Raw genomic sequence first — 17,692 nt, forward strand, 5'->3', positions numbered from 1 at the left:
TGGCATTGATAGCTCTGGCGCGACTTATGGAGGGCGGCCAGAGTCAGGTTTGATGAAATCAGACAACTTCTGGCTCATATCCCTTTGAGTTCTCGATAGCTTGCTTGATGACTCTTGAAAACGGCCTTTATCCTGTCTGCCGAACACCCTCTGATTGTTATCTAACTGTCGCTGCTGAATCTCTTTCCCGACATTGCTGCCAATATGTTCAGGAGGCATAGTCGTATCAAGATAATTGCCCTCCATCGGAAGTAAAGACTGCCCTTTCAACCATTTTTCAACTGACTGTTCATACTGTCTCAGTTCTGGCTGGTAGAGCCGATTCATCTCTCCGATAAGTGTGAGTGCAGCATCGGTATGCTGCGGATTATCTGCGGCGTGGGTCAGATGATTAAATGCGTGCTGACCTAATACAGCTCCATGGTCTCCCCAGCCTCTACTGATCTCAGCAATGGATTGCCCCAGACGATGACGACGATCTTCCGGATCAGAGCTTCGTTCATATGTTGGATCACGATCTTTAACCAATGACGCAAACGTCGCAGCCTGAGTATCCGTAAGACCTTGGGATACGGCTCTATCAAAAGCTTCGTTATAGGTCAGCTTAAGCCCAGGTCCCGATGTGGAAGGGGCTGTACCATAGGCACTGTGTTTTAGCAGGCTGGTGATGTAGGGCTTACTTTGACCAGAATGGAGGAACTGGCCACTAATCGATTGACTGAACTGATTATGGGTTTTAGCCAGAGGCTGGAGAGCCTTGGGCAATTGTCGTAGGGCAGGTGATTGAAGATTTGCCTCTTGTAAGGTTTTTGATTCTGGTAGCTGGCTGGATTTTGACAGGCGTTGTTTAACCTGGTCGTCGCTTAGGGTTTCAGGTTGACGTAATGATCTATTCACAGTGCCTGCAAGACTGCCATCACTGACTGGTTGTGAAACCAATGACTGATTGGATTCAGGGCTGTGCTTCTGAGTATCTGAGCTGATTATGCCCGCTTTCTGCAAAGCTTCACCCAGCCTTCCCAAATCTGTCTCACTGGAACTATTCAGATAAGTTGAAACCAATGCCGCAGCCAGTGTTTCTGATGAGTTGGCAAACTGCCCACTGAATCGTTGAACATTGCGGTTAACCTGCTGCTGGAACTCAGGATCAAAGGGCTTTGATTGCAGTATGTTCATGGCTGGTTCTGAAGTTGCCAGGCGGTTTGTCCAGACAGCAGGGCCACTTTTCAGAGCCTGTCCCAGTTGTTGCTGTAACTGACTGGCTTGCTCATAACTCTTTTCGTTAGTAAGACTGTCCTGCGCCATTTTCTGGTAGGACTGGTTATCAGTTATACCCAGTTCTTTCATCCAGCTTTGGGAATAACTTTGACTGGCGTCCATTGAGAGGGCTTTCTGAAGTTGAGAACTCCAGTTCTTTGAAAAGCTTTCTTTGTTCAGGTATGAAATTGCATTCTGGAACACATCTGTCTTGATCTCTCGGTTGGCTCCAGTGCTTTGCTTTTGATAATTTCCGTGAACTCCAAATAAGCTGCCCAGCAAGCCATTTTTCGAAATACCAGCTCCGGTTTCAAGTATCTTTGTAGTTGCCATATCTTTAGCTGTTTGAGAGTTCAGACCAAACTGTTTTTGTAAATCTCTCGCTAAATCATCCCTCATCTGGGCGGTCTGGCTTTGGCCTGTGCTCAGGCTACTGCTGAACTGCCGTAACTCCCGGCTATCAATAGTGTCACCATACCGTTGCTGAATCGCATGACTGGTTGCCTGGCTGAAAGCCATCCCGGAAGATTTTCGTGCCGCATCTTTCGATTGCACGAGATTGGATAGGTGACTACCGGCCGATAATGCCGGAACCACCTGATCAATCTGTCCGCGAGTCGCTCCCTGTTGTGGTCCGATATTCCAGCCTGCCTGCTGGTTGATGGCAGAACCGGGCATCATAATATCTGGGGCAGAAACCTTCTCATTTACGAAATCACCGCTTTGCATTCTGCCAGCAAGGTGAGTAGCGGTTATGGCACTGCCATAGAGCAACATCAGAACCAGGGCTGGGGTAGACGCTGCCATCAGACCTCCAACACCTAACCAATATTCCAGAATCGGTCCCGACTCCATAATTCCGGTGAAACTGGTGATCGGAGCTGAAAGTGCAGCCATCGCTCCCTGTGAGACCAGAGTAATATAAAGGTTATTGATCGCAAGTACTGGCATCCACAGCTGAATCCATAACAACAGCATCAGATATTTGAAGGCCAGACGGACTCCAAACAATCCGACACAGACCAACAACCCCATCAGTGGAGTCACTGCAAACACAAATCCTTCGATATAAGCCATCATTGCCCGCATACTACTCAGAAACAAATGCTGTTCGCCTGCCCACTGGGTATTGCGCTGCAATATTGCCTGCTGGGTCATAATGGCAGCTTGCGGTTGTTGCATGTTCTGTAGTTTTTCGATGGTGGCATCGTGATATATGGGGAGCAGGGCAGAAGCCATCAGAAAATTACGGCTCGATTCGGCACCCTGGCTTAATGCCTGTAGTGCTGAACCCAAGGATAAGTTTCTGTCAGGGAAGGCGTTTTCTCTTTGAATCTGCTGATCGAACCAGCTCATCATTCTCGGCTTCAACCAGGTGAATGCTTCTGTGCAGGTCACATTGGTAGGCTGACTATTTTTATAAATCAAAGTCCCGAATACTTCAGAAGGAAATTCCAGTGCGGCTAGAATATCGCTGTTATTGAAGACCTCATGAACTGTCTTGAAATTCAGATCAATGCCAATCAGGGTGCATTCCTTGATGTAGTTTCGCCATGACTGAGCCAGCGCCGGATTGTTCTGAAACTGGTTCATAGCTTTGCTACGAGCTTCCATCATTCGAGTCAGACTGGACAAATACCCATTACGGGTGAGCTTTGCAGCATCGGTACTATGGAAAGTTTGCTCAAAGGTTTCCGTCAGCTTCCAGGTCAGTGTTGAAAGCATACTGGCTGTCAGGACGATACCAAATGGCACATTATCGACCTTGCGGTTGGTGTCGGTGTAAACATCATATATATCTACATCGATACCCTTGTAGCTCTTGCCAGCCGCAGGCAAACCAAACAGAGCTGAGTAAATCAGCAGGCTTAGCAGCAGATGTTGAAATGCCGGGAACTTGCCAGCCATCAGCCCCTGTAGAGCGAGATAAAATGCACCAATAGTGAAACCAATCTTGATGGTCATCAGGAATTCAGGATCATTGACGATCATCACCAGGCCATTCAGGACGGTGTAGAGAAATCGAGCGTCGCCAATGGAATAAATGGTTTCTATCATTTGGTTTTCTGATAGTGTGCAGAGTGATCAGGTTCCAGATGAAGCCTCTGGTATCGTTTCTGTTCAGCCACCGCCAGCATATGGCGATAATCCTGAATCAATTCACCAAATCGGCCATAGCGTTCTCCCAATCTTTGAAGTTCCTGGTGTAGCTGTGTTTTTGAAGACTTCAAAGTCTCCTGAAGCTGTTGAGCGAATGGATGATAGTCACCTTCCATTTTCACCAGCGAGACCGTGATATGGTGCAGGTCTTCCATAAACTGATGCACCATGTAAAAAGCAATATGGGGTGCTGCCTGGGCTATAAACAGTTTGGCTAACTGAACGTCGGCAGCCGTTAGGTTGCGTATCATACCTCCGGTGCCGACAGGCAAATTCTGAAGCAGTGCTGTGGCTGAAACACCGTTTACTGTAAGCAGGGAATCTTTTGCGTTGCGATGCCAGTGATCAGCCAAAGCATTCAGCAATTGGATTAAGTGCTCAGACAGCCCAGAGAGTTTCTGCTTATCCATCAATGTCATAGACAAACAACCTGAGTGGTTACGACAACGGTACAGACCCACCTGCTCAGAGCCGTAAATCAGGTCTTCCACTTTCAGCTGGTTACCGATATAACTGAAAAGCCGTGGTTGAGTATCACCAGAATCCATGGAAACAATGATCGTCCCGGTCAGGCTCATAACTGCTTCCCGATATTCATTGCCGGTAATGGCTGAAGATTTTTTCAGTGCATTCCACACCAGATTCCCCAGCATCTTTTCCTGATCCTGTGGACTGGATGATTGCCGCCAGGCTTTCACCGGATCACGGTTGGATAATCCAGTGCCGGTAAACGACTGGAAAGTATCAGCAACATTGGCACGGCTGATATTGAGCGAAGCATCGGTCTGAAACTTCTTCATGGCCGCAGGCATCGGCATACTGTTCACTATGCCTTGCCCCATTTGGCAGGAATTGGAGAACAGACTGTTTAGGTGCATGATCTTTTCCTGCAAGGCTTCAATATGCTGATACGCCTTTTCGTTCATGGCGCTGATTGCCAAACCCAGAAGATAACCAGAAGCATTGCCGGCAATGTCCCGGATCAGTTTGTTGAACTGTTCGCTGTTGATGAAAGAAAACGAGCCTCCATATAGATCAATACCACCGCAGCCTGCTGAAAACTCAGGAGGCACAAAGCCCATAAGATTGGTCTCGTTGATCCGGGTTCGGGCATGAAAAGAGCCTCCTGAAATAACTCCACGACGTTGAGTCTGATATACCGCCGGATCAGAACTGCTGGAAAGAGTGTTTAGCATTTTGTTCAGTTCCTGCTGTAGTGAACTGGCATGGACCAGCGCTATACAACAGGCAATGAGTAAACCTGTGAGCAGCAATTGATAAAATGGTTTATGGCTGCTCCTGATCTTTTGGATTGTTCTCTTCATCATCACTATGCTGGAGCTTCTGGTATTGAATGTACTGGCTGCGTAGCGGAGCAAAACGCTCAGAACAGAAGCTTATGCTCTTGCTGATGATCTGCCCCCACTCATGAATTGGTTTTCTTGACTCCATCCGTCCCCATTGCCGGGTCAGCCACAAGCGGTCACATTTCTGAATGAGAAGATCGTAATTCTTCAGAATATCGACGTAGGTGATGACCTGGGGAGTTGTACACTGGATCGTAAAATTTTTCGGCTTGTTATAACGGATCGATGCTTTGCTGTTGTTCGGTTGGGGCATGGCATCAAGAAAGTTCTGTAGGTTTTGATCCAGGCAGTCGAATTCCTGAGTGATCTGCTCAATGGCTTTGGTTGATAAATCATGCAGTGACTGATTTTCGGAGTAAACGACTTCAAGCATAAACAGAAGGTTTTTCAAACGATAATCCATCCACTGGCACATCCTCTGTCCCTGATGAGTTTTTAAACTGAAGTCCATCAGCAAAGCTGGCTGGGAACGATTTTTTCGTTTTCTCATTTCAAAATGCGGGTTGAGCTTAATGAGTTCGCACCCACGCTACCGCCCGTCCTCGACCATAGGGGAATTCGGCAAGCATTTTTTACAGACAAAAAGACACCTGTTTTTTGCAGAGAAAAAACAAAGCAGGAGGAATTGGTTAAGTTCAGCAGCTCAAAAAATGAGTAGAACTTTAACCTGATCGTAATGAAATGAGAGTTGTGACGCGGAAAATCAGCTTTGATAAAAAAGCGGAGCGCAGGGAAGGGCTCTTTAAACAGAGTAAGGTCGTCATGATACAACTCCTGAGAGAAGCTCACGCCGAAGTCACAAGCTGACTGCCAGAAAGGCAGTCTGGTGGCTTTGACATATTGGTAGTAACAAGAAACCTGACCAAGTGAAGAGGATTCTTGCAGATTTAAGATCAGGTATTTATTCGGCTAAATACCTGATCAATGGTGGATTATAGATGAGATTAAAGTTTGCCAGGGAAAAGTTGAAAGCTATTTTTTAATAAACAATATTGGTTTTTATAACTCTCTTTTGAAGACGCAAAATGCTATGAGAGAATGATTGAAATCTGTTTTCCGGTGAAACGTGATGGCAGATGCTGGTGATAGCCCTTTGCAATAGCCGCCTCAACAATATCGGGAAGGCGACGAACCCCCAGCTTAATTTTCAGCATTTCAACACGGCTTCTTGCCGCACGCTCAGTAATATTTAGAATTCGGGCGATTTCTTTTACCTTTCTGCCGCATAGCAACAAGAAAAGAACTTCAGCAATAGGATCGGTTAAATCTGCTGGACGCTGATGAATGATGGAGATATCGGATTTGCCTGTGAAATAGTTGTAGAGTCTTTGCAGCCCCATAACGCCATCTTTCCAATAATCCAGCACGTCCCGACCCTGATGTAAAGTGCCGACTATTTCTGCATCAGTGGCCCTGACGTCAGAAGGTGTAATGATCTCGTTGTCCAGTAGAAAAATGGGTGTTTTGCGGAAAATATAAACAAACCACTCGCTATCTTTACTGGGATGTATATCAAGAACCTCAATGGCTTTTCGTTCTTGCAGACAGTGATGATTTTGTTCCACAAAATCAGTGGCACAGACGTCATAGCAAGCAGCGGGAGGCTCGGTCATATGACGACCTTCAAAATCATATTTTTTATTGAGCCCTACCACTTTGTTGAGATTTTTATTGGCGTAGGCAAAGCGATTCTGGGTATCCATTATGTCCCAGACATCCTGGGGATGGTATTCCATCAAAGCACGATAGTGCGATATTACAGAGCGAGCCTTTTCCATAACAGAATGACTGTCTTTTCGGGTGATGGATGAAAAAATACGTTTGTTGTTTTGAGGAAGATAATCAAACACTCGGATGCCTATGTGACTGCTCTATGTAACGAGGCAGGGCAGCATGATCCGGTCGCTATTGAGATGTTCAGGCGGGCAGACAAACATCAGTACCAGGTCAGATGTCGCCTTGAGCTGGTGTGCGGTACCGGCGTCTATGGTGAAGTTGTCCCCTGTAGACACCTTGCGTGACAGTGTCTCGCCAATCTGACCGTTATCATCTACCGCTGCGGTATAAATAATGCCTTCGCCGGAAAGGATAGAATAGACCTCTTCTCCAGCGGTGTGATAGTGGCAGCCGACCTTGTTGCCTTCCTTGATTTCAGCACTGAACAGGCAGAAATCTTTGCCAGAAGAGAGCGGCGCAATGGCAATTCCGACATTTTCATCTGTTTTAGCCAAGTTGAGGGCTTCTTTGATATTGATAACGGTGTTCACAATACTTCACTCAATATGAATTTTTATTCGATCGCTCAAAGCATTGTTGAAGATTTGGAAAAGGCAAGATTATTGAATGGCAGTTATTAAAATGATTTGAAATTGATAATAGGCTGATTAATAACCGTTTGATACAGGAAAAATTACAGGTTTGTTTTTTGGAAAGCTGATTTATACTGCGAACGATTTGTTTTTAATGAGAGGCCACTTCTGTTATTTCGATTGAATTTTAATACTGAACCCCGTCAAATGAATTTGAGAAGCCGACCTGTTAACTCCGATACCCTTTTATCCAGAAGCGTTATCCGTAAGCAGTAAGAGACAGAGTACCCAGCCGAATGGGCACTCCGCCGATGTTCACCAATAGGGGTGAACCGGCCTCTCAACCAGCCCCTACCAATATGTCAAAGTCACAGGCTGATTGTGAAACCGCTGGTTATTATAGTCAGACCTGTGACTTGGGCGTAAATACTTTTTTGGAGTATTTATGTTCAGGTATCTCCTGTGGGCATCCTTTGTTTTAAAGGATGCCAGTTTAAACCTTCTGTTCCTCCGGTATGCTTCAAAGCATGCTCTTCTGCTGATCGTCCGATCGAGACTGTTCCGAAGTTTATACCCGATTTTCCGGTAATCGCTGTGCATCCTGCTGTTGTTTGACAGGCAGCAGATACTTTCAATCCGGCACAGCGAACTGCTCTGCTTTCCTCCCATGGAAACCATGAAAAGAAAAAGCCCGGTCACGGAACCGGGCTTTCTGTAGCAATGTTTGTTGTGTCAGTGCAGGACCATACATTGCCTGTTCTCTGTTTAGTTGAGATTGGCGTGTCTGGCAAGGTTTCTTGTCATGAACAAGTTGTCTGATGATCCGATTGATCCAACTGGCTATCTGCAAGAAAAAAAGCTGGATTTTGCGTTATTGAGTTCTCTGATTGGTTTGAGAGTTGTAAGGGACTGGTGGTATGGCGATTGTCTTGAGTATCCGCTTATAAACGTCAAAGGGCAGGTAGCTGGCTGTGAGCGAATTTATCCGCGAGGTTTGTTGAATAAACGTTGCCCAGATCGCTTCACAGCCAAAGACAACAAAAAGGTCACCAGAGGTACAAAAGTTTCTCAGAACTTTGCCTTAGTGGGTATTTTTCATGCGGAGCTGCCCAAGTACCTTGGCAGTCTGAGAATCGTTGGCGGTATGGCAGATGCGATTAATGTCTATCTGGCTACTGGTGAGCCTGTGGTTTGTATCGTCGGAGAGAATAATGCCCGGTCAATTGCGGTACAATTGACTCAGGAATGGCCGCACCTTGCCCGGAATCTGATTGTTGCTCTTGATCACGATCTGCCGGGAATAATGGCCTGTCATCGGGCAGGTTTTCGGTGGGTAGTACCGCAAAGATATGGTGAGGACTGGAGTGATGTTCGAATTGATGCCGGATTACAGAGTTTAAAGCGACAACTGAAGTGGGTGAGAGAGCCTATTCAGCCCATCGATTTAAAATCTGTACCTGCACCTGCTGTCGAGATGGCAAAGGACAATTTCTGTGGTGACTATCAAAGCGCCCTGAAGCTTCTTGCCAAGGCCAATAATGAGCAATGTGCAGCAACACTGGCGAAAGCCATTGTCAGCCGGTTTCACCATAAGGTGCCTGCCCAGTGCGATGAGCATGATTTTATCCATAGGATTCAGGCTGCAAACCCTTACCTTCTGCACCCTGATACACTAAACCAGCTTAAACGGCAGCTAAGCGGCTATTGCTTCAGACAGCAACAGGTGATTCAGGGTGAGTGCGGGTTAAGCTCTGGCAAAAAGAAGTCGCTTGCAGAGCGTTATCATTCTGTTTCAGCTATCAATCCCAAAACCGTTTCTTTGGAAAAAGGGCAGATCACCCTGATCAAAGCCCCTTATGCTTCGGGCAAGACTAAGTTAATGTCAGCATTGTCTCAGGCAGCTTTGCAAAAAGGAGATCGAGTTCTGGCAGGTACTCACCTGGTTTCCCTGGCTCATGAACTGGCAAGACGACTGGGGCTGGAGAGCTATCTCGATATCCCGGAATCGTTTATGGCAACGGTCAACCGACTGGTGACGTGCATCAATAGCTTGTGTGCGCAGAATGTCAGTCGGTTTCTGGAGTCAGGCAAGATCGATATTCTTCTGCTGGATGAATTTTCACAGCATATTTCTGTACTGGGAACCAGCCCGCATATCAAAGACCCATCAGTACTGGCGCGCTATCTGGATTTGATTGAACAAACGCCTACCGTCGTCATCTGTGATGCTGACCTGTCCTCTTATCATGTAGGACTGTTGCAGGAGTGGTTTCCAGAACGGGAAATACACTTTTATGAGATGCCATATTCTCAGGATGTAACCCTTACCTGTCAGTTTGCTACAGGAAGAGCTCAGGCAAAATCGGTCATTGATCACCAGCTATTACCGTCCATCGCCCAAGGCAGAAAAATTGCGATTGCTACAGATAGCAGGGTGTATGCAGGCAAGATGGAAAAAATCATCCGTAAACAGTTCCCTGATATTTCAATGCTGCTGTTCCATGGAAAAAACCGCAATGAACCTGATCAGGTGGCTTTTCAGAAAAACTTTGATCAGGAAGCGCAACGATACCAGGTCATCATCTATACACCAGCCATTGAATCAGGCGTATCTATCCAGGCACCGTTCGATCAGGTATTTGGTTTTTCCCATAACGTTGTCTTGCCGACGAAGTTTGTGCAAATGCTTCGGCGATTCCGGTCTGTCGAGCAGTTTACCGTTGTCGCCGATCTTATTTTCGGCAAAAAAGACAATGAAGACTGGCTGGCTAGAGTACGGGCATTGCAGTACGCAGAACGCTATGTTCGCAACACCGATGGCGTAACCGTTGGCGAATACGACGGGTTTTGTGAAGAAGAACGTAGCCGACAGATAAAGCTTAAGGCACTGGGCGGCAATGGTCTTTTTTACCTAATGCAAAGCAGAGGGTTTTCTATGGAGTATTACCAAGGCAGGCAGCAGTCTGAATATTTTGAATTGTGCTGGAAAGTTACTGAAGAGGAAGTGGAAAAAGAGGAGAGGGCGGCGATACAGCAATCGCCCATTGTGTCTGCAAGCCAGTACGATGAACTGTCTCATAAAGTAGAGCCAAGGCTGCAGGAGATATGCAGCTGTGAACGCTACCGAATATGTGAAGAGCTGGGCATTGAGGCAGTAGCCCTGAAAGAAGAAGATATAGAGTTTTGGCAAAGAGTTGGGCTGACACGGCTCAGACGATTCATGCAGTTCCCATTGCCGGATGGTAGCCACTACCAACCGCAGCCAGATCAGGAAGGCACTTCCATTTGTCACCGGCGGTTTGAATCAATCGGTGTCGATGTTTATCGAGAGCTTCTGATACCGTTATTTCCCAACTGGGATTACCAGCAATCCTGGGGGGAGTCGGAAGCAGAGCTGGTTCTAGACAGGGTTGAGGCTTACCACAACGAATATCCCTTCATGCTGAACCAGCTCAAACTGATACCGGATTCTGTAATCTTGAACACGGTGGAAGGAGCAAAATTCCAACGCCCAAAATCTGCCTGCAATTTCGTCAACCGATTACTGAGAATGGCTGGTTTGGTCATCAGTAGTCAGCAGATTCGCACAGGGGAAATGCTTCCTGACACTGGCAAAGAAAAGCGAGTAAGGCGCTACAGTATCAATCAGGAATCACTGGCTTGCATGCGTGGCTATGCCCGTTCCAGAGCGGCTCACAAGCAAATCAATCTGGCACACACTGGTGTGAATAGTATAAAAATAAAGCAAAGTGTGACACCCTACAATCAAAAGCTTGAAGGGGTACCTTCACAAGAAGATGGTATGGATAATACAGAAAAACCAGTAAGCGGTAATGTTGCTTTATGTCTCCATGAGATGAATTTTTGTGATAGGAAAAATTATCTCAGGAGATTGAAAAACCAGCAACTGAAGATATCCTCAGGTGATTTGTGAAGCTAAACAGAATTAGTTATAGTGTTTCCTGTTGATAAATGATGTTGTTATCAGTTTACAAAATATAGCCATACTTTATGGCACCTTAACCTCGATAACCCAGAATACGAATGAGGTGGAATATGACGACGGATACGTCTAGTTCGTTTAATTCGATAATTATAAATGCCATCACTAAAGCAGTAGAGCTATCTTCTGGCAAGTCCACCAAAAAACATGATCAAAAACAAAAAATTGCAGGTTTTTGTGGAGTTGGCGGGCCTACAGGCACAGGCAAGACGAGCGCTTTAACTCGATCTGGTGATGATGGTACTTCTGCTGCTCTGGAGTATATATTAAAGCAGGGCTATCAATCAGTTTTTGTTACTCACCGTTGGAACATTCTGCAAGACGTGTATCGTGCTGTTGCAAAACGTACTGACAGTCAAGGGAATCCCTTTAGAGCTAGTGTCATTTACGCCCAAGTCGATACAATACTGGCTGCATTCTTAAAAAAAACACTTCCTCATGAAATTGGTATCCAGTATGAGGATTTGCCTGATCCAGAAGAAGAGCTTTCTGTACTAGAGAAAGAAGGGTTATTCATTGACGAAGGCTTATCTGAAAAAATTCGCATCGAGTATCAGGGATTAATATCGAGTACTCAGTATCTTGAGCAGATCAAAAAATATAATCGAAATCCAAACGCTGTTACTGAGCAAAGAAATCTCGAAGAAAAAATCCAGTGGTCATGTAGTCAAATTGAACACTTGTTACTTAAAAATCTATATAAACTCGAATCTTTGCTAAAGGAGTTTGAGAAAAAATCACAAACTGATGATCCAATAACGGATGAATACAGAGAAAGTGTAAAAAAATACCGCTCAAACCCTCTGATACGCAGAATTTTTCCTGCTATAGCCTGGCATGATGAGCAGCAACATATATTGATCATGACAACCCATAAGCTATATTCTGGTTTTTACGATGGGGTATCAAAGGTTCGTCTTGCTCAAGGAGGTCTTGAAGGCAGAGTAGTTTTTATTGACGAGTTTGATTATCAGGCTGATGTACTATTGGATTTACTGGCTGAATCACAATTAATACAAGAACCACCTCAATGCCTTGGGCAGTTATTAGAAGAGGGAAGAAGAGTATTATGTAGACTGCGTTATATAAAAAGCCCTAACGTTAAGACAGTATATAAAAATCTATCTGAAATTTTGAATGAACTTGAGGAAAAGTTAGATGAGATGGGGGTCGATCTAAGATCATTACGTGCACTTGTGGTTCCTCTGGACAATGACGACAACCCTGTTTCATTTAAAGAGCAGTATCTCTTTCGTGCCGACCACTTGGTTACCAGTAAATCGCTGACATTGCGGGCGCAAGAACATGGCTATGTGGTATCTGAACGACAACCTGGGCCTCCTTCACCGGAAGATATTTATATCGAAGACTTTCTCAGGGTAATGGAGACCTATCTGAGAAAATTCACAATGCTCCTCACTGAGCTGTCTAGCTCCGAGAATGATCAGGCACAGTCGTTGGTCAGCAGGTTTAGTAGTATCCTTTTCGACTCAGTGAACGATTTTAAACCGGCATACTACAGCTCAGCACTGGCAAGAATGTCACTTAAGGCTCCAGCGAAGACAAATTTTGCTGAAATTACAGAGTTGGCAAAGGACAATATCCTCCCTAACAGTCACGCCAATATTTATGGCTTTAGCAATTGGTTACTACGAGAAAACCCTGATCATGCTGATGTGGATAAATTACGACTTCAAATAAAGCGTGCTTTCTTACCGACGACTCCAGAGGCTTTATTAGTCAGCCTGGCGAGTAGGAACATGGTATTTGGTCTATCAGCGACATCATTTATTGAGCGTGCTGTTGGTCACTTTGATATTCGCTGGGTTCGAACAGCTCTACGCTATGTAGGGGAGGCCAGAACTAAATCGCTGACAAATTCTTTCCTTGGAGTGCAGTTTAACGAGCGTCCAGAAAACTGGTTCTCTAAGCCAATTCCATATGTTGAATCAGAGTCGGATATAGAATTTCAACAATGCTCAATCAGTACGATAAAAGAAGCCAAACAATCCTTGCGGCAAACTCAGGCAGAAATTGTAATTAACAAGTTCAATACTCTGTATCAAAGTGAGCCTTTTCAGGAGTTGCTCGAAAGTTTGCCCCTAGACTTCTTCCAGAGAGGGAATTCAGAACTTAATGAATTCACTGAGAAACAGCGACATCAAGTGCTAGCAAAATTACTTGAAGTCATTCAGCTTGCTTCAGAGAGATCGCAACATAAAGGGCAGTTAGCTTTTGTAAATTCAATCTATTTTTTGCGTAAGTGGTTAACTGAACAGCAAGCGGAATACAGCTGGAATCAACTTTCTTGGTTGCATAAAGATCAAGAGTTTTATAATGAAAGCAATAAGATGCTAGAACCCTTGAAGGGTTTCGAAAGTAGCTTTGTCCCTGTGATTTGTCATAACCAGCCAATGATTCTATGTTTGCTAACCGCTCAAAATCAAAAACAACGGGGCTTTGATCGGGCTTATCAGGCAGCTTTCAATAGTGGAAGGATTGTTCTGGTAATAACCCAAAATGCATCAGCTACAAATGGCATTAATTTGGATTTTGAACATCCTGAGCTTGGTTGTATGATGGATTTGAGCTGTCTTTACTTGATAGAAGGTCGGCATTACTTTTTCTCAGCTTATAACTCTGAGGATCGTGATCCTATGGCTCATTCAGGTGTTCAAATACGTAACCTGGACAAACTCCGACGTTCTGGTGAGTTATCAAGAGAACAGCATCGGTATTTCTTGTTACCTTTAATGAACAATGATTCAAAACTCATTCAACGCTTGAACCGCCTTTATAAACAAACGAATGATTATGTAGGGAATATAGCCGCTGATGCTCAGCAGCAAGTTGGGCGTATTGAAAGAGTATGGGGTTCAGTTCCAGAGGTTGAAATCCATGTTTCAGAGCCGGTAGCTGAAGTATTAGCTCGGTTTGCGGCATTACCTTATGCCTTTGAAAATCACCGAGATCAGATCAGCGACCTGAACAATCAGTTGCTTGATTATATCAATAATTGGGCAGCGAGTCAGGGCGGTGATTTCTTTGAACAGCTTACAGCTGCTGTTCAAGATGCTAATACAGCTCAAACAATAATTGATGACTATTTGATTGGACGAATTAAAGCCAGTAGATCTCCAGAAACCAAACAGGAGGAGGTTATTGAAATATCCAAACTATGGAGTAGTTTGGGTAAGGCTGTGCTGCAAATGGATCTTCCCTGGAAAAGAAAATGCAGTGAACTCGGTCTTGACGGATTTGGTTCTATTTCCCTTTATGAATGGGCATGTATTGAATATCCAGAAAACCATATTTCAGGACAGCCGATATGGTATGACCCTGATACTTGGCAGTTTTTTAAAACGCCAGATGCTGGCAGAATCCAATATCAACCTGAAACCCTTTACCAGTGGATTCAAAAACATACTTCAATCATAGATTGGTTCAACAAAAGAGGATTTCGTACCTCCATGTATCCCCCAGCTTCAGAACTTGAGGAAAGATTTTCTTTTCATCCATTGGTTAGTCAGCGACTGTTGCAGGGACGATTGGGTGAAGAGGCTGTTAGGGGATTGCTGGAAGGGCACAAAATACAAACTCATGCATACCTGAATCATAAACAAGTTCTTGAGCTATATGATTTTACAGTAGTCGACACTGTTTACCGTGTTGATGCCAAATTTTATGGCTTGGCAAGCCTTAATATGGCTGATGATGACTATCAATTATGGATAGAAAGAGGTTGTGATGAAGATACTGCACCTCTAAGTTTGATAAAAAAACTCAAAGCTATTCGGGCAGCCGAAGGAACTGAGATATGTCTTGTAATCGTAAATTTAGTTGCTCAACATGCAGATACTAGGCTGTTGGGATTTGATCAGAATTTATCTCCTGTTAATGACGTTAATGAAGCGGATATTGTTGTACTTGGCGGCTGTCTTACAGATGATCCACTTAACCGCTTAACACCAGGTTTTGGCCAATTAGTAAATCTCCTTCGGAAAATGAGCAACTAAAAAGGGACTGACTGAAATGAATACTGAAGTAAACCCGCTAGTTCGTAAACTGCCTTTGTCCCATCTTGTATACAAGGATGATGAAGTAGATCGTGCTCTGGCTGAAAAATTGGTGGTATATCATTACCCTCTACCCAAAAGTAGCTATCGATGGAAGGAATGGGAAGGGCTATTAGATCATACCCTCTCAAACAAACAATACCCTTACTTGATGCGGAGTTATAACGGTCAGTTTGGTCTGTTTGTCGCTGTAGATCAGAAGGAAGATCAACCCCCATATATTGTCAATGCGGATAATCAGCGTATACACCCTCAGAGAATTTACTATGCCCCTTCATTAAATCCTGTCTGGATTCGCCTGATTATGCGTAAGCTCGTTGCTTTTGGTAACCATTGCAAAGGTTCTCACACGCTAGGACGCCCACTGTTAAAAGTGGATGTATGGAAAACAAAAAAAAGTACAGGTATCAATGCAATTAGTTTGGATTGTCGAACACAACAGCTTAGAGATGGAAATACTACTGAAATAGTACTTTTTTATGAAAATATACCTTTGCGTCCATTATCAGAGGATTACGAGTCTCAAAAGATAAGAAAATCACTTTGGGTTTATGCAGAGAAAAAGGTTCTGGTACGTTGGATTCCAAAAAACGGAGAGAAACCCACAAGTCCAGTATATTGTGAAATATCCAAAGACAAAAACAAACGCAAAACCAGACCGTTCATTGATTTGGCTAATGAACAGAAATTTAATACAAGCTGGCCAAATTTAATCCTGCCAGTACAAAGGGAATTCATAAAGTGTGCTGCAGGATACGGATTTGTTTTAAGGCCAAAAGTGCTTAATCTCCAAAGGTTGGAAAATAAAACCAAATATAAAACAACATCAGATAAAAATCGTACAGGATCAGTTTTCTCAAGCTTGTCACTGGATAAAGAAGTATCTGTACTAGATCTTCGTGTTAATAAAACAGTAACAACTGGACAAATCATCGACAAACTCAATGCTTTTCTGCAAAAAAGCATGATAGAAGCATCATTTAGGGTAATTGTTGGTTTTGATGAAAATAATTTAGATGACTTATCACTCGATCGAAATGATCAGCTACTGATCCTTCTTGATCAACGCCCAAAAGTTCCGGGTGACCGCTATCCTTTGACTAGTGTTTTCAAAGGCAAGGTAGCTAGTCAGCATTTGAACGTCAATCCTTATGATTTGACTGATGAAGATGAACTAGAGAATTTATCACTTGGTACAGAGGAAAAGCCAAGTCCAGCCTACTATCTGTATGACTTTGATGATTTTGATAGAGAGGGCGTTGAAAGCAATCTTAAGAGAAATGCTGAGGTTGTAATTAAAGAGTTACATCTTAAGCATCTTATTATCTCACCTAAAGCTAGAATCAGTAAATCTCTGAGTAATGAGAAGGAGCTACTCACTGAACACCTGACAGTCATTACAGACGGTTATCTTTTTACGGTTAGAAATGATCGGCCAGTGATTTTGCCTTTCAATCCATCGGATAAATCTGCCTTGAATTTATGTGACAGTGTATTAAAGAATCACAGAATATCATCCATTGGATTATTGGCACTACTAAAAGATAAATGGCCATACAGCTATAGGCCAGAAGTTGTAATGCAACAGTTTGGAACTCCGTCAGAAAAGCAAACCCGGTTTGCAAAACGACTGACATTTGTATTACTAGGAGAATCAACTATTTTACTTCAAGATCCAAAATATGATCGCCCCCATATGCTCCCTGAAGGCATGGAAGAAGTGACCCAAACTTTACGGCAACAAGGTGCAAAACTGCCGCTACAAGAGTGGAAATTACCGACTCTTAATGAAATAATAAAACGCATTGATTTGCTAACCAAAAACAAAGAATTTACAGCTGAAAATCAGAAAAAGCTCAATGCCAGCCTTGGTGATTTGACGAATTTCTGGGAAGAAGGCCGGCAACAACTGGCAGATGATGAAAAGTATGAAGCCCGTTTAAAAGATATGGTGAATGCTTTTAATAACAGTTACAAAAAGCACTTAAGGAGAGAACTCGGTTTGTCCGATGATCAACATCCTCGAGGCGATACGCAACTGCGTTCTTTATGGATGACATTATTATCAGCTCTATATAAGCGCTCCATGACAGACCCCCGGCGTTGGCTGAGAGATGTGCCTGGTATTAATGCTATCTGGCATGATCCAGAACAATCGTATTATGTAGTAGGGCAATTGGCTTCTGCTCAGAAAAAACTATCTCGCCAACCGAGCATACGACAATGGCATGCATTAAAAGGTCAAGTTGATACAGAGCTACTGGCATCGTTGATTGATGTAGACTGGGTTCGAATGAACCAGCTAGCTGGCAACCCCTGCGTAGCGACCCTAATACGTAAATGGCAGGAATGTCAGCCTGAACCTGGTGCAGCTCTAATACCACAGAAAAACAAGCCTTTATCTGTAACAGATCTAAAAGAAGAATATTCAGTCAGCATATAATTTGCACCAACGTATATGAATAGGGGAGGTATTTATACCTCCCTTTGCTCTATTAGGGATAAATCTTCTGCATCTGC

8 protein-coding genes are annotated in these 17,692 nt (G+C 44.0%); 3 read left to right on the plus strand and 5 right to left on the minus strand.

Going from position 1 to position 17,692, the window contains the following annotated elements; all coding sequences use genetic code 11:
- Positions 1 to 24: 24 nt before the first annotated feature.
- From V5J35_RS22695 to V5J35_RS22715, 5 genes are all read right to left on the minus strand, one after another.
- On the minus strand, positions 25 to 3,315 hold the full coding sequence (locus tag V5J35_RS22695; protein WP_354009308.1) for a conjugal transfer protein TraG N-terminal domain-containing protein: 3,291 nt from the start codon (positions 3,313 to 3,315) through the stop codon (positions 25 to 27).
- Entirely contained in the window at positions 3,312 to 4,613 is a 1,302-nt protein-coding gene (locus V5J35_RS22700; protein WP_354009309.1) for a conjugal transfer protein TraH, read from the minus strand. The genes V5J35_RS22695 and V5J35_RS22700 overlap by 4 nt, the downstream gene beginning before the upstream one ends.
- A 91-nt stretch (positions 4,614 to 4,704) precedes the next feature.
- Positions 4,705 to 5,274, minus strand: coding sequence for a hypothetical protein (locus V5J35_RS22705; RefSeq protein ID WP_354009310.1), 570 nt, complete (start codon positions 5,272 to 5,274; stop codon positions 4,705 to 4,707).
- A gap of 538 nt (positions 5,275 to 5,812) precedes the next feature.
- Positions 5,813 to 6,634, minus strand: coding sequence for a helix-turn-helix transcriptional regulator (locus V5J35_RS22710; protein WP_354016506.1), 822 nt, complete (start codon positions 6,632 to 6,634; stop codon positions 5,813 to 5,815).
- 21 nt (positions 6,635 to 6,655) lie between these two features.
- Positions 6,656 to 7,015 (minus strand): cupin domain-containing protein, encoded by a 360-nt coding sequence (locus V5J35_RS22715; protein ID WP_354009312.1) that lies wholly within the window; start codon positions 7,013 to 7,015, stop codon positions 6,656 to 6,658.
- 880 nt (positions 7,016 to 7,895) lie between these two features.
- Here V5J35_RS22715 and V5J35_RS22720 point away from each other — a divergent pair.
- The 3 genes from V5J35_RS22720 (at position 7,896) to V5J35_RS22730 (ending at position 17,615) form a co-directional block, all read left to right on the plus strand.
- Positions 7,896 to 11,027, plus strand: a complete 3,132-nt coding sequence (locus V5J35_RS22720) for a plasmid replication protein, CyRepA1 family (protein WP_354009313.1) — start codon at positions 7,896 to 7,898, stop codon at positions 11,025 to 11,027.
- A gap of 122 nt (positions 11,028 to 11,149) precedes the next feature.
- Positions 11,150 to 15,112 carry a hypothetical protein gene (locus V5J35_RS22725; RefSeq protein ID WP_354009314.1) on the plus strand — a complete coding sequence of 1,321 codons (3,963 nt, stop codon included), beginning with the start codon at positions 11,150 to 11,152 and terminating at the stop codon, positions 15,110 to 15,112.
- 16 nt (positions 15,113 to 15,128) lie between these two features.
- Positions 15,129 to 17,615, plus strand: a complete 2,487-nt coding sequence (locus tag V5J35_RS22730) for a hypothetical protein (RefSeq protein ID WP_354009315.1) — start codon at positions 15,129 to 15,131, stop codon at positions 17,613 to 17,615.
- The last annotated feature ends 77 nt before the right edge of the window (positions 17,616 to 17,692 follow it).

It is taken from the genome of Endozoicomonas sp. NE40 (assembly GCF_040549045.1).
GTDB classification, from domain to species: Bacteria; Pseudomonadota; Gammaproteobacteria; order Pseudomonadales; family Endozoicomonadaceae; genus Endozoicomonas_A; species Endozoicomonas_A lisbonensis.